This is a genomic window from Janibacter alkaliphilus (genome assembly GCF_013408565.1).
GTDB lineage: Bacteria > Actinomycetota > Actinomycetes > Actinomycetales > Dermatophilaceae > Janibacter > Janibacter alkaliphilus.
Map to the genome: position 1 here is coordinate 118,656 of NZ_JACBZX010000001.1, position 13,202 is coordinate 131,857.

General features: G+C 72.9%; 14 protein-coding genes. 5 read left to right on the plus strand and 9 right to left on the minus strand.

Annotated features, from left to right (window positions below):
- Positions 1 to 148 precede the first annotated feature (148 nt).
- Positions 149 to 997 carry a 3-hydroxybutyryl-CoA dehydrogenase gene (locus BJY28_RS00555; protein WP_179461283.1) on the plus strand — a complete coding sequence of 283 codons (849 nt, stop codon included), beginning with the start codon at positions 149 to 151 and terminating at the stop codon, positions 995 to 997.
- A 157-nt stretch (positions 998 to 1,154) separates the two neighbouring features.
- On the opposite strand, the gene BJY28_RS00560 is transcribed toward BJY28_RS00555, so the two are convergent.
- Positions 1,155 to 2,336 (minus strand): acyl-CoA dehydrogenase family protein, encoded by a 1,182-nt coding sequence (locus BJY28_RS00560; protein WP_179461284.1) that lies wholly within the window; start codon positions 2,334 to 2,336, stop codon positions 1,155 to 1,157.
- A 31-nt stretch (positions 2,337 to 2,367) separates the two neighbouring features.
- Positions 2,368 to 3,543, minus strand: a complete 1,176-nt coding sequence (locus BJY28_RS00565) for a nucleotide sugar dehydrogenase (RefSeq protein ID WP_343036879.1) — start codon at positions 3,541 to 3,543, stop codon at positions 2,368 to 2,370.
- A 90-nt stretch (positions 3,544 to 3,633) separates the two neighbouring features.
- Here BJY28_RS00565 and BJY28_RS00570 point away from each other — a divergent pair, with 90 nt between their 5' ends.
- Complete coding sequence (locus BJY28_RS00570; RefSeq protein WP_179461285.1) at positions 3,634 to 4,086, plus strand: CoA-binding protein; 453 nt, start codon at positions 3,634 to 3,636, stop codon at positions 4,084 to 4,086.
- Positions 4,087 to 4,139: 53 nt separating this feature from the next.
- On the opposite strand, the gene purE is transcribed toward BJY28_RS00570, so the two are convergent.
- Both purE and BJY28_RS00580 read right to left on the minus strand, forming a co-directional pair.
- Positions 4,140 to 4,658 carry a 5-(carboxyamino)imidazole ribonucleotide mutase gene (purE, locus tag BJY28_RS00575; protein WP_179461286.1) on the minus strand — a complete coding sequence of 173 codons (519 nt, stop codon included), beginning with the start codon at positions 4,656 to 4,658 and terminating at the stop codon, positions 4,140 to 4,142.
- A gap of 19 nt (positions 4,659 to 4,677) precedes the next feature.
- Entirely contained in the window at positions 4,678 to 5,850 is a 1,173-nt protein-coding gene (locus BJY28_RS00580) for a 5-(carboxyamino)imidazole ribonucleotide synthase (RefSeq protein WP_179461287.1), read from the minus strand.
- Between the two features lie 39 nt (positions 5,851 to 5,889).
- On the opposite strand from BJY28_RS00580, the gene BJY28_RS00585 reads away from it, so the two are divergent.
- Positions 5,890 to 6,474 (plus strand): GtrA family protein, encoded by a 585-nt coding sequence (locus tag BJY28_RS00585; RefSeq protein ID WP_343036880.1) that lies wholly within the window; start codon positions 5,890 to 5,892, stop codon positions 6,472 to 6,474.
- A 50-nt stretch (positions 6,475 to 6,524) separates the two neighbouring features.
- Here BJY28_RS00585 and BJY28_RS00590 read toward each other — a convergent pair whose 3' ends face one another.
- From BJY28_RS00590 to BJY28_RS00605, 4 genes are read right to left on the minus strand one after another with little or no spacing between them, the layout of a single operon-like run.
- Positions 6,525 to 7,514: a sensor histidine kinase gene (locus tag BJY28_RS00590; protein ID WP_343036881.1), complete on the minus strand. Its 990-nt coding sequence runs from the start codon at positions 7,512 to 7,514 to the stop codon at positions 6,525 to 6,527.
- Positions 7,511 to 8,182, minus strand: a complete 672-nt coding sequence (locus BJY28_RS00595) for a response regulator transcription factor (protein ID WP_179461288.1) — start codon at positions 8,180 to 8,182, stop codon at positions 7,511 to 7,513. The genes BJY28_RS00590 and BJY28_RS00595 overlap by 4 nt, the downstream gene beginning before the upstream one ends.
- Before the next feature lie 39 nt (positions 8,183 to 8,221).
- A complete protein-coding gene (locus tag BJY28_RS00600; RefSeq protein WP_179461289.1) occupies positions 8,222 to 9,352 on the minus strand; it encodes an adenylate/guanylate cyclase domain-containing protein in 1,131 nt (376 codons plus the stop codon).
- 54 nt (positions 9,353 to 9,406) lie between these two features.
- Positions 9,407 to 10,192: a biotin--[acetyl-CoA-carboxylase] ligase gene (locus BJY28_RS00605; RefSeq protein ID WP_179461290.1), complete on the minus strand. Its 786-nt coding sequence runs from the start codon at positions 10,190 to 10,192 to the stop codon at positions 9,407 to 9,409.
- Between the two features lie 24 nt (positions 10,193 to 10,216).
- Between BJY28_RS00605 and BJY28_RS00610 the strand changes: the two genes are divergently transcribed.
- Entirely contained in the window at positions 10,217 to 11,863 is a 1,647-nt protein-coding gene (locus BJY28_RS00610) for an acyl-CoA carboxylase subunit beta (protein WP_218875115.1), read from the plus strand.
- Entirely contained in the window at positions 11,860 to 12,150 is a 291-nt protein-coding gene (locus tag BJY28_RS16700; protein WP_218875117.1) for an acyl-CoA carboxylase epsilon subunit, read from the plus strand. The genes BJY28_RS00610 and BJY28_RS16700 overlap by 4 nt, the downstream gene beginning before the upstream one ends.
- A 63-nt stretch (positions 12,151 to 12,213) precedes the next feature.
- Here BJY28_RS16700 and BJY28_RS00620 read toward each other — a convergent pair whose 3' ends face one another.
- Entirely contained in the window at positions 12,214 to 13,128 is a 915-nt protein-coding gene (locus BJY28_RS00620; RefSeq protein WP_179461291.1) for a ferredoxin reductase domain-containing protein, read from the minus strand.
- Positions 13,129 to 13,202 lie beyond the last annotated feature (74 nt).

Below are 13,202 nucleotides of genomic sequence, written 5' to 3' on the forward strand. Positions count from 1 at the left end.
CCCTGCAAGCCGAGCGAAGGGGACGAAGGTGAGCGTCTGCGTGCCGGGTCCCCATGCGTGGCGGCCATCACACCTCGGTAGCGTGGAGCGGGTGGGCCGCCCGCGGCACGGCCCGCCCTGTGACCCGAGCGCCGCACGAGGAGCAGTCGTGGAGCGGATCGGAGTCGTCGGTGGCGGGCTCATGGGGGCGGGCATCGCCGAGGTGTGCGCCCGTGCGGGCAGCGCGGTGGTCGTCGTCGAGTCCGAGCAGACCCGCGCGGACGACAGCCGGGCGCGCCTGGAGAAGTCGCTGCGGCGGGCACAGGAGCGCGGCAAGCTCGACGACGCCGAGGCCGTCCTGCAGCGGATCACGGTCACCACGGAGCTGGAGGACCTGGCCGACCGGCAGCTCGTCGTCGAGGCGATCGTCGAGGACGAGAGCGCCAAGGTCGACCTCTTCAAGCGGCTGGACCAGATCGTCACCGACCAGGACGCGATCCTCGCCTCCAACACCAGCTCGATCCCGATCATGAAGCTGGCCACGGTGACCAGCCGGCCCTCGCACGTCCTCGGCATCCACTTCTTCAACCCGGTACCGGTGCTCAAGCTCGTCGAGCTGGTGCCCTCGCTGATGACCGCCGACGAGACCACCGAGCGATCCCGGGAGTACGTCGAGGGGAGCCTGGGCAAGAACGCGATCACCTGCCAGGACCGGGCCGGCTTCGTCGTCAACGCGCTGCTCATCCCCTTCGTGCTCAGCGCGATCCGGATGTACGAGTCCGGCTTCGCCACGGCCGAGGACATCGACCAGGGCCTCGTGCTGGGTGCGGCGCACCCGCAGGGTCCGCTGGCGCTCGCCGACCTCATCGGTCTGGACACGACGATGTCGGTCGCGCAGTCGCTCTACGAGGAGTTCAAGGAGCCGCTCTACGCTCCCCCGCCGCTGCTGGCCCGGATGGTCGACGCCGGGCTGCTCGGCCGCAAGGTCGGGCGGGGCTTCTACACCTACGACCGCTGAGCCGCCGCGCCCGGACCTCGAGGCCTGACCTCGGGTCCGGGCCCGGAGCCCCGGACCGGGCACAGGCGCTCACCTTCGTCCTATCCGCTCGGCGTGCAGGCTGAGGGGATACAGCTGCCTAGGCAGTTGGGGAAGAGGGAGCGGCGGGTAGAGGGGGTCAGCGGGTGGAAGGGAGGCCGGCGAGGAGCTGGCGGGCCATGACGAGCCGCTGCACCTGGTTGGTGCCCTCGTAGATCTGGGTGATCTTGGCGTCGCGCATCATCCGCTCCAGCGGGAAGTCGCGGGTGTACCCGGCGCCGCCGAGCAGCTGCACCGCGTCGGTGGTCACCTTCATCGCCACGTCGGAGGCGTAGCACTTGGCGGCCGCGCCGAAGTAGGTGAGGTCGGCGTCCCCGCGCTGCGACTTCGCTGCGGCGACGTAGACCATCTGGCGGGCCGCCTCGACCTCCATCGCCATGTCGGCCAGCATGAACTGGATGCCCTGGAAGTCGGCCACCGCGCGGCCGAACTGCTGACGCTCCTTGACGTAGGCCAGCGCCTCGTCGATGGCGCCCTGGGCGATCCCGACGGCCTGGGCGCCGATGGTGATCCGGGTGTGGTCGAGGGTGCGCAGCGCGATCCTCAGCCCGTCGCCCTCGCCGCCGATGATCCGGTCGCCGGGGATGCGCACGTCGTCCAGGTGCAGCTCGCGGGTGGGGCTGCCCTTGATCCCGAGCTTGCGCTCCTTCTCGCCGAAGCCGAAGCCCTCGTCCCCCTTCTCCACGACGAAGGCGGAGATGTTGCGCCCGCGCTCCCCGTCCGGGTCGGTGACCGCCAGGACGGTGTAGAACTCGGAGATCCCGGCGTTGGTGATCCACGCCTTGGTGCCCTTGAGCACCCAGTCGTCGCCGTCCCGGGTGGCCTTGGCCCGCATCCCGGCGGTGTCCGAGCCGGCCTCGCGCTCGGAGAGGCCGTAGGAGAAGAAGCCCTCCCCGGAGGCCAGCCGGGGCATGTACCGGGCGTTGATGTCGGCGTCGCCGCCGAGGATCACCGGCATCGAGCCGAGCTTGTTCACAGCGGGGATGAGCGAGGAGCTGGCGCAGACCCGGGCGACCTCCTCGATGATGATGCACACCGCGAGCGCGTCCGCGCCGACGCCGCCGTGCTCCTCGGCGACGTGCGCGGCGTGGAAGTCCGCGGCGACCAGCGCGTCGTGCGCCTCCTGCGGGTACCGGCTGTCCTCGTCGACCGCGGCGGCGAAGGGGGCGATCTTGTCCCGCGAGACCGCGCGCACCGCCTCACGGAGGGCCTCGTGGTCCTCGGTGGTGCGGAAGAGGTCGGTGTCAGCGTTGGTGGTCACGCCGCCGATGCTATCCAGCGGCCCACCGGGCTCAGCTGTCGGTGCCGAAGAGGTCCCGGGTGTAGACCTTCTCGGCGACGTCCTCGAGCTCGGGCACCCGCCGGTTGGCCACGATGACGTCGGCCATCGCCTTGAACTCCTCGAGGTCGCGGACCACCCGCGAGCCGAAGAACTCGTCCTCGTCGAGCTCCGGCTCGAAGATGACCACCTCGACGCCCTTGCCCTTGATCCGCTTCATGATCCCCTGGATCGAGGAGGCGCGGAAGTTGTCCGAGCCCGCCTTCATGATGAGCCGGTGCACGCCGACCACGTCGGGCCGACGGCGCAGGATGTCCTCGGCGACGAAGTCCTTGCGGGTGCGGTTGGAGTCGACGATCGCCTGCATGAGGTTCTGCGGGACGTCGCTGTAGTTGGCCAGCAGCTGCTTGGTGTCCTTGGGCAGGCAGTAGCCGCCGTAGCCGAAGGACGGGTTGTTGTAGTGGCCGCCGATCCGGTGGTCCAGCGCCACGCCGTCGATGATCTGCCGGGTGTTCAGCCCGTGCGTCGCGGCGAAGGTGTCCAGCTCGTTGAAGTAGGCGACCCGCATGGCCAGGTAGGTGTTGGCGAAGAGCTTGATCGCCTCCGCCTCGGTGGGGTCGGTCAGCAGCACCGGGACGTCGGTCTCCTGCGAGCCCTCGACGAGCAGGTCGGCGAAGCGCCGGGCCCGCTCGGAGACCTCGCCGACGACGATCCGCGAGGGGTGCAGGTTGTCCCGCAGCGCCTTGCCCTCGCGGAGGAACTCGGGGCTGAAGATGAGGTTGTCGGTGCCCAGCCGCTCGGAGAGCCCTCGGGTGAAGCCGACCGGGATGGTCGACTTGATGACCATGGTGGCCTCGGGGTTGACCGCCATGACGTCGGCGACCACCCCTTCGACGCTGGAGGTGTTGAAGTAGTTCGTGCCCGGGTCGTAGTCGGTGGGCGTGGCGATGACCACGTACTCGGCGCCGGCGTAGGCGTCCTCGGTGTCCGTGGTGAAGCGCAGGTCCAGCTCACGGTGGGCGAGGAAGTCGCTGATCTCCTCGTCGTGGATGGGGCTGCGCCCCTCGCCGAGCATGGCTACCCGGCGCTCGTCGATGTCGTACCCGACGACCTCGTGGTGCTGGGACAGCAGGACGGCCATGGACAGACCCACGTAGCCGGTCCCGACGACGGCGATCTTGGTGCTCACGCGATTCCTCTTCGGTAGACGTCACCGGGGGGCTGGCGGCCCCGACGCATTATGACCCACGCGCCCGACCGTCCGTGATCTGATGTCGGCATGGCGTACGAGCACCAGAACGACAACGACACCATCCGCAGCCTGCTCAACGACCCGGGCACCTGGGTGGTCGTCGGCCTGAGCAACGACACGGAAACCGACGCCTACCAGGTCTCCCGGTGGCTGCGGGCCGAGTGCCACAAGGGGATCATCCCGGTGCACCCGGACGCCGAGGAGGTCGACGGCGACACCGGCTACGCCAGCCTGGCGGACATCCCGGACCAGGACGTCAAGGTCATCGACTGCTTCGTCTCCTCGGCGAACGTCGGCGCGGTCGTCGACCAGGCCATCGAGCACAAGGACCGGCTGCAGATCGACGCGGTCTGGATGCAGCTCGGGGTGGTCGACGCGGACGCGGCGCAGCGTGCCCGCGAGGCCGGGCTGGACGTCGTCATGGACACCTGCCCGAAGATCGAGGCCCGCCGGATGCGCACCGAGGGCTCCGCCCGCTGACCGACCGGCGCTCCGCGCCAGGCCCTGACCCCCGGCCGCTGACCGCAGCGGCGTCAGCCGTCGGCCAGGCGGGCGCGCAGGCGCTCCCCCTTCGCCCGGGCCTGGGCGCCCAGGTCGGCGGCGTGCTGCACCAGACGGGCCCGCAGCGCGACGTCGTATGCGCTCTCTCCCGAGGCGAGGATGCGCGCGGCCAGCAGACCGGCGTTCGCGGCGCCGCCGATCGCCACGGTGGCCACCGGGATCCCGGCCGGCATCTGGGCGATCGAGAGCAGGCTGTCCATCCCGTCCAGGGTCTTCAGCGGCACCGGGACCCCGATCACCGGCAGCGGGGTCAGCGAGGCGACCATGCCCGGCAGGTGGGCCGCTCCCCCGGCGCCGGCGACGATCACCCGCAGCCCTCGGTCGGCGGCCCGCTCGGCGTAGTCGACCATCTCCCGCGGCATCCGGTGGGCCGAGACGACATCGGCCTCGTAGGGCACCCCGAGCCCCTCCAGGGTGGTCGCGGCGGCCTCCATCACCGGCCAGTCGCTGTCGCTGCCCATGATGATGCCGACCAGCGGCTGCTCGCTCATGCCGTCCTCCTGCCCGTGCTCACTGCGTGATCGCCCCTTCGATGTAGCCGGCGGCGTGCCGGGCCCGCTCCCGCAGGTCGGCCAGCTCGGTCCCGGAGACGTTGACGTGGCCGATCTTGCGTCCCGGCCGCACGCCCTTGCCGTAGAGGTGCACCTTGGCCTCCGGGTCCCGGGCCATGACGTGCCGGTACGCCGGGTAGAGGTCATCGTGGTGGCCGCCGAGCACGTTGCCCATGACCGTCCACGGCGCCCGCGGGCGGGGCGAGCCCAGCGGCAGGTCGAGCACCGCCCGCAGGTGCTGCTCGAACTGCCCGGTGACCGCGCCGTCCATGCTCCAGTGCCCGGAGTTGTGCGGGCGCATCGCCAGCTCGTTGACGACCACCGAGCCGTCGGCCAGCTCGAAGAGCTCGACGGCCAGCACCCCGGTGACCGCCAGGGCGGCGGCGATCTCCAGGGCCACCTCGGTGGCCGCCACCGCGGCGTCCTCGCCCAGGTCGGGCGCCGGGGCGATCACCTCGGTGCACACCCCGTCGGTCTGCACGGTCTCGACGACCGGCCAGGCCGCCGCCTGGCCGGAGGGGCTGCGGGCGACCAGGGCGGCCAGCTCCCGGACGAAGGGGACCCGCTCCTCCAGCAGCAGCTGCTCCCCCTTCTCCTGGGCGGTGGCCAGCCAGTCGGTCAGGTCCTCCGGACCGGCGGCGACGAGCACGCCCTTGCCGTCGTAGCCGCCGGTGGGGGTCTTGGCGACCAGCGGCCAGCCGACCTCGGCGGCGAAGGCGTCCACCTGCGCGGCGTCGGCGACCGCCGCCCACCGCGGGCAGGGCACCCCGGCGTCGGTGAGCGCCCGGCGCATCACGAGCTTGTCCTGGGCGTGCCGCAGCGCCTCCGGGCGGGGGTGGACGGCGACCCCGTCGGCGACCAGCGCGGCCAGCACGTCGGCCGGCACGTGCTCGTGGTCGAAGGTGACGACGTCGCAGCCGGCGGCGAAGTCGCGGACCGCCTCCAGGTCGTCGTGGGCGCCGACGGGGGCCGACGGGACCGCCAGCGCGGCCGCCGCGGTCTCGCTCTCGGCGAGGACGGAGAGGGTGATGCCGAGCTCGGTGGCGGGACCGGCGCACATCCGGGCCAGCTGCCCACCACCGATGATCCCGACGACCGGGAAGCCGCCCGGGGCACGCTGAGGTCGAGGCACGATGCCGAGGATATCGGCCGCGGCGACTACCCTGCTCGGGTGTCAGGATCAGGATCCGGGGACGAGCAGGCCACGACGCGCGCACCGCGCCGGGGTCTCGTCGGCCTCGTCGACACCATCTGGCACGAGATGGCGAAGTTCGGCCTCATCGGGCTGATCAGCTTCGTCATCGACCTCGGCGGCATGAACCTGCTGACCCACACCGTCCTCGAGGACAAGGTCACCACCGCCAAGATCCTCAGCGGCGTCGCGGCCACCCTCTTCGCCTGGGTGGGCAACCGGTCCTGGACCTTCGCCCACCGGCGCAGCCGCCCGGTCAGCCACGAGGTCACCCTCTTCTTCGTGGTCAACGGGCTCGCCCTGGGCATCTCGACGCTGTGCCTGGTGATCTCGCACTACGTGCTCGGCTTCGAGTCGCGGCTGGCCGACAACATCAGCACGATCTTCGGGATCGGGCTGGGCACGATCTTCCGCTTCTGGGCCTACCGGGCGTTCGTCTTCGCCAACGAGCCGATGGACGTGGACACCTCGCCGCTGGCGCACGACGACGAGGCCGAGGGCGACGAGGCCGAGGGCGGGCGCGCGGACCGGGCGGGCACCGAGGCGACGCGCCAGCGCGACTGACCCGCAGGCGGACTGCCGAGGTCGCCGGAGGTCGCCAGGGCACCGCCGGGTCAGCGCGAGCGCGGGCCGGCGAGGAAGACCGAGAAGATCGCCGGGCGCGCCTGCACCAGCTCCAGCCGGCCACCGTTGCGCAGCGCGATCTGGCGGGCCAGGGCCAGACCGATGCCCGAGCCGCGCGAGGTGACCGAGCGCTCGAAGATGTGCGGGGCGATCGCCGCCGGGATCCCGGTGCCCTCGTCGCGCACCTCGACGAGCACCGCGAGCCCGCGCCGCGAGACGTCCACGGTCACCGTGCCGGCCCCGTGCTCCAGGGCGTTCTCGACGAGGGTCTGCATGACCTGGGCCAGGTCGGCCGGCGCGGCCCGCACCAGCAGACCGCGCTCCCCCTCCACCCGCATGCTGCGCCGCGCGGCGGTGAAGGCCGGCTGGTACTCGCGCTGCAGCCCCGCCAGCACCGAGTCCAGCGAGATCTCCGGCAGCGCCGCGTCACCGTCCTTGCTGCGGGCCAGCAGGGTGTCGACGACCCCGGTGAGCCGCTCCACCTGGGCCATGGCGATGCCCGCCTCGTCCCGGGCGACGGCGAGGTCGTCGGTGTCCACGATCTCCTCCAGCCGCATCTGCAGCGCGGTCAGCGGGGTGCGCAGCTGGTGCGAGCCGTCGCGCACCGCCTCCTGGGCGCTCGCCTGCCGCCGGGCGACGGCGGCGGCCCGCTCGGCCAGCTGCTGGTTGGCCTCGTCGATCTCCTGCAGGCCCACCGGCTCGCCGGCCCCGGCCTGCGGCCCGTCCCCGAGCGCGTCGACCTGGGAGCGCAGCCGCTGCATGCCCCGCTCGTGCCGACGCAGCACGACCTCCGCCGCAGCCAGCCCGAGCCCCGCGGCCAGGGCGGCCGCGGCGACGGCGGCGGCGAGCACCACCGCGCCGTCGCCCTCGGACCGCCCGGCGAGGCGCAGCACGAGGACGTGACCGAGCACGGCCAGGCCCGCGGCCACCACCGCCACGCCGACGACCAGCCGCCGCAGCACCTGCCGCAGGCCGGTCACGGGTCGAACCGGAAGCCGATCCCGCGCACGGTCGCGATGTGCCGGGGCGCCGCGGGGTCGTCGCCGAGCTTGCGGCGCAGCACGGAGACGTGCATGTCGAGGGTCTTGGTCGACCCGAACCACTCGGTCTCCCACACCTCGGCCATGAGCTGCTCGCGCGAGACCACCTTGCCGCTCTCGCGGACCAGCACCCGGAGCACCTCGTACTCCTTCGTCGTCAGCGGCAGCTCCTCGCCGTGGAACCAGGCGCGGCGAGCCTCCGGGTCGACCTGGACGGTGTCCTCGGCCGGGCGCTGCTGCTCGCTCGGCTGGCGCCGCAGCAGCGCCCGCACCCGGGCCATCAGCTCGGCCAGCCGGAAGGGCTTGGTGACGTAGTCGTCGCCGCCGGCGTCCAGTCCGACGACGGTGTCCACCTCGTCGGCGCGGGCGGTGAGGATGAGCACCGGCACGGTGGCGCCGGTCGCCCGCAGCCGGCGGCAGACCTCGAGCCCGTCGAGCGTGGGCAGCCCGAGGTCGAGGATCACCAGGTCCGGCTCCTGGGTGGTCGCCGCCTCGAGGGCGGCCTGCCCGTCCGCGTGCGCGGTGACCTGGTAGCCCTCGCGCAGCAGGGCGCGCGAGAGCGGGTCGGCGATGCTCGCATCGTCCTCGGCGAGCAGGACGCGTGTCATGCGGGTGATCCTAGGTGGTCGTGGCGCGGCCGGCCGGGACTACGGGTGGACACCGGGCTGCGGTCCGCGGACGCCGGTGACCCGGACCAGCCGGGAGGGCACCACCTCACCCAGCCCGCGCAGGGTGCGCCGCCGGGTCGGGGTCGTGGAGAAGGCGCTCAGCGGTGCCAGCAGCCGGGCCAGCGGGTCGTCGACGAAGACGCCGCTGGCCGGGGCCGCGGCGGTCAGCCGGCTGGCCCGGTTGACGGTGGTGCCGAAGACGTCGCCGAGCCGGTGCACGACGTTGCCGTGGGCCATCCCGACCCGGGCGTCCGGCAGCAGGTCGTCGGCGGCCATCGCCTCGACGAGGTCCAGCGCGATGGCCGCGGCCGGGGCCGCCTCCGCGGTGGAGAACATCACCTCGTCGCCGGCGGTCTTGACCACCCGGCCGCCGTGGGCGGTGACGATGTCGGTGCACAGGTCCTCGAAGCGCTGCACCATCCGGGCCAGGTCGCGCTCGTCGAGGCGGCGCACCACCGAGGTGAAGCTGACCAGGTCGGCGAAGCCGATGACCAGCGGCTGCGCGGCGGGGTCCTCGTCGCTGGAGGCGGTGGTGATGACCTGGTTGATGGCCGCCGAGAGCTGACGGCGCCAGACGTAGGCCAGCAGCGGCTCGAGGTCGTCGACGTGCTCGGCGACCCGGATCGCGGTCTCCTCGGTGATCGCCGCGGTGGCCTCGCGGGACGGCTCGAGGTCGCCCAGCTCGCGGGTCACCTCCTCCAGCAGCAGCTGGGTCTGCCAGCTGGCCAGCCGGTCCATGGTGCGGGCCAGGGCGCGGGTCATCGCCAGCGCGAACTCCTCCTCGACCTCGCCGCGGCGGACCAGGTCGGCGACCCGCTGCAGCGCCTCGAGGTCGGCCTCGGTGAACATCGCGTCGCCCTCGCCGACCAGCGGGAAGCCGAGGGCGTGCCAGAAGCGGCGGGCCGAGCGCACCGAGACCCCGGCGCCGCGGGAGACCTGGCGCCGACCGAGCGAGGCCGGCCGGCCCAGCAGAGCACGCTCGAGCACGTCGGGCAGCGGGTCCCGCCCCAGCCGCTTGGTCCCGTCGTCGGCGCGCGCCCCGGGGTCCGCCTCGCTCGCGTCCGACGGGGTGCTCGGGGGCGCCGAGGGCTCGCGGTCGTCCGCGTCCATCCTGCGCCCTCCTTCGTCCGCTGTGCTCGTCGGTGCCCGGGTGACGCGCCGGCCTCAGCCGGACGCTGCGTCCGTGCCCGGCGGCCGGATGTGGTGCACGTCACCGGCGCTGAGGCTATCGAAGCGCCCCCGCAGCCGCAGGCCCCCGTCGTCGGCCACGCCGTCGACGTGGTGGCGCTGCACGCTGCCGTCCGGCAGGTGCACGTCGACCTCGCGCCCGATCGTCACGCACGCCGAGCGGTACTCCTCCCGCACGGCGGCCGCCTGCGTGCCGCCCGCGCGCACCGCGGCGTGCCGGCGACGCAGCCCGATCAGCAGCCGGGCCGCCAGCCCGGTCCGGTCCACCGTCCCGCCGGCCAGCCGCACCGAGGTGGCCCCCGGGACCGGCAGCTCGTCGCGGTCGTGGTCGACGTTGACCCCCGCGCCGACCACCACGAGGTCGGTGCCCGGCACCAGCTCGCAGAGGATGCCGCAGGTCTTGCGGTCCTCGTCGGCCGGCAGCAGCACGTCGTTGGGCCACTTCAGGTCTGCCTGGACGCCCGCGGCCGCGACGGCCTCGCGCACCGCGAGCCCGGTCACCAGCGGCAGCCAGCCGTCCGGCTGCACCCGGGGCACGAGCACCGAGACGGCCACCCCGGCCCGAGGCACCTCGCCCCAGCGCCGCCCCAGGCGGCCCCGGCCCGCGGTCTGCTGCTCGGCCAGCACCGGCTGCCAGGGCACCCCGAGGCGGCGGGCCTCGACGTTGGTCGAGCCCACCTCGGCCAGCACCACCGGGGGCTGCCAGCCGTCCTGCCCGGGCAGGGCCTGCGTCAGCCGACGGACGTCGACGGATGTCCTCACCCGGGCAAGGCTAGGGTGGGCCGCATGTCGCAGAGCACCGAGTCCTCCGTGGAGGCCAACCAGAGCATCGGTGGGACCGACGTCCCCGCGGACATCGACATCCACAGCACCGCCGGCAAGCTCGCCGACCTCAAGCGCCGGGTCGCCGAGGTCGCCCACGCCGGGTCCGAGCGGGCGGTGGAGAAGCAGCACGCGCGAGGCAAGAAGACCGCGCGCGAGCGGATCGCGATGCTCCTCGACGAGGGCAGCTTCGTCGAGATGGACAAGTACGCCCGGCACCGCAGCACGAACTTCGGCCAGGAGGCGAACCGTCCCTACGGCGACGGCGTGGTCACCGGCTACGGCACCGTCGACGGTCGCCAGATCGCCGTCTTCGCCCAGGACTTCACCGTCTTCGGCGGCTCCCTCGGTGAGGTCTTCGGAGAGAAGATCGTCAAGATCATGGACTTCGCGATGAAGATCGGCTGCCCGGTGGTCGGCCTCAACGACTCCGGCGGCGCCCGCATCCAGGAGGGCGTGGTCTCGCTCGGCCTCTACGGCGAGATCTTCAAGCGCAACGTGCACGCCTCCGGGGTCATCCCGCAGATCAGCCTCATCATGGGCCCGTGCGCCGGCGGGGCGGTCTACTCCCCCGCGGTCACCGACTTCACCGTCATGGTCGACCAGACCTCGCACATGTTCATCACCGGCCCGGACGTCATCAAGACCGTCACCGGCGAGGACGTAGAGTTCGAGGACCTCGGCGGCGCCCGCAGCCACAACACCAAGTCCGGTGTGGCGCACTACATGGGCAGCGACGAGGAGGACGCCATCGACTACGTCAAGGCGCTGCTGTCCTACCTGCCGAGCAACAACCTCGAGGACCCGCCGGTCTACGGCGAGGAGCTCGACCTCGCGGTGACCGACGAGGACCGCTTCCTCGACACGGTGATCCCGGACTCGGCGAACATGCCCTACGACATGAAGGGGGTCATCGAGCACGTCGTCGACGACGGCGAGTTCCTCGAGGTGCACCCCCTCTTCGCGCCGAACATGATCTGCGGCTACGCCCGGATCGAGGGCCGCTCGGTCGGGGTCGTGGCGAACAACCCGATGCAGTTCGCCGGGACGCTGGACATCGACGCCTCGGAGAAGGCGGCCCGCTTCGTGCGCACCTGCGACGCCTTCAACGTGCCGGTGCTCACCTTCGTCGACGTCCCCGGCTTCCTGCCCGGAACCGACCAGGAGTGGGACGGCATCATCCGGCGCGGCGCCAAGCTCATCTACGCCTACGCCGAGGCGACCGTGCCGCTGGTCACCGTCATCACCCGCAAGGCCTACGGCGGCGCCTACGACGTCATGGGCTCCAAGCACCTCGGCGCCGACATCAACCTCGCCTGGCCGACCGCGCAGATCGCCGTGATGGGCGCCCAGGGCGCGGTGAACATCCTCTACCGCAAGCAGCTGGCGGCGGCCGAGAGCGAGGGTCGGGACGTCGAGGAGGCGCGGCAGGAGTTCATCACCGCCTACGAGGACGCGCTGGCCAACCCGTACGTGGCGGCCGAGCGCGGCTACATCGACACGGTGATCACCCCGAGCAACACCCGGATGAACGTCTCCCGGGCGCTGCGCGCGCTGCGCAGGAAGCGGGAGAGCCTGCCGGCCAAGAAGCACGGGAACATCCCGCTGTGACCCGGTCGCCTGCTGAGGGATCTGACCCGGAGGCCACGGAGGCCACGGAGGCCACGGAGGCCACGGAGGCCACGGACGAGCCGACCTCGGTGCGCGCCATCGAGGTGCTCGGCGAGGCCACCGACGAGCAGGTCGCCGCGCTGCTGGCCGTGATCAGCGGCCTCGGCGGCGGAGAGCCGGAGGAGGCTCCGCGCCCCGTCTCGCGCTGGGCCTCGCGCGAGCGCCTGGTGCGTCGCCCGGTCTCCCCCGGTCCGGGCGGCTGGCGGGCCTCGGCCTTCCCCCGCTGACCCTCCCCGTCACCCCCTCCGCCTCTGGGTCGAGGTGATACCCACCCCCTTCGACGGCGTGGATCACCTCGACCGCCGCGGTCTCGCGAGCATGCTGCGGATCTGCGCGGCGAACCGACCTTCGTACAGCCGCAGCCCCAGCAGGTCCACCCGCAGCAACGGCTCGCCCCCGATGACCAGGTCGTTGGTGCGCAGGTGGTCCAGGGCCACGTGCGCGCCCGCGCGGTGACCGCTGCCGTCGACCTCGATGCCGAAGCCCGCCTCCTCCCAGAAGGCGTCGAGGTAGCAGCGACCTCCCGGCGTCTCGCGCACCACCTGGCGGGACGGGGGCGGCAGCGCGTGCCGCCGGCACATCGCCCCCAGGTCGAGCTCGCCGATCGACTCGACCCCGCCGTGCACCGCCTCCCCGATCTCCCGCAGGTGACGCCGGCGCGTCCGACCCGGAGGCTGCCGGGTCAGGTCTCGCAGCGCGGCGGCATCGACGAGGCGCTGCTGCACGGGCATGACCAGCAGCAACGCAGCCTGGCGGTCGCTGACCGCCCAGTGCCCCGCCCGAACGCTCGCCCACAGCGGTGCTGTCACCGGCACCGCCCGGGCGAGCACCTCTCCCGCCGCGCGGCGCGCCACCTTGTGCAGCACGACGTCGCCGGGGGCGCTCACCCGTGCCGTGTGCGGCACCGAGACGTGCACCCGCTCGTCCTGGTACCCGGTCAGCCCGTGCCAGGCCAGCGCCGACACCCCGTCCAGCGCGGCCACCCGTTCCCCCACCTCCCACACCGCGCGCACGGCACGTCCTCGGGCGCTCAGCGGGCCGTTGTGCAGGGCCACCGCCTGCTGCCCCTGCACGACCCAGCGACCGGCCCGGACCTCCCGACGCACCTGCTTGTGGGTCCAGCCGTGCTCGCGCAGCTGCCGGCGACCGAGCACCAGCCCGCTGGCGGAGGCGAGGTCCCGGAGCGTCTCGACCGAGGTAGCCATGCCTGAGGGTCACCCCCGGCAGATCGCCCTGGCCCCCCACGGTCGCGCATGGTGGACGGGACCTCGACCAGCCG

What these genes read in the sequence shown, in the direction of transcription:
- BJY28_RS00595 (WP_179461288.1), bottom strand. Translation starts at nt 8,182, where the DNA reads ATGACACGCGTCCTGCTCGCCGAGGACGATGCGAGCATCGCCGACCCG.
- BJY28_RS00600 (WP_179461289.1), bottom strand. Translation starts at nt 9,352, where the DNA reads ATGGACGCGGACGACCGCGAGCCCTCGGCGCCCCCGAGCACCCCGTCG.
- purE (WP_179461286.1), bottom strand. Translation starts at nt 4,658, where the DNA reads ATGAGCGAGCAGCCGCTGGTCGGCATCATCATGGGCAGCGACAGCGAC.
- BJY28_RS00570 (WP_179461285.1), top strand. Translation starts at nt 3,634, where the DNA reads ATGGCGTACGAGCACCAGAACGACAACGACACCATCCGCAGCCTGCTC.
- BJY28_RS00610 (WP_218875115.1), top strand. Translation starts at nt 10,217, where the DNA reads ATGTCGCAGAGCACCGAGTCCTCCGTGGAGGCCAACCAGAGCATCGGT.
- BJY28_RS00620 (WP_179461291.1), bottom strand. Translation starts at nt 13,128, where the DNA reads ATGGCTACCTCGGTCGAGACGCTCCGGGACCTCGCCTCCGCCAGCGGG.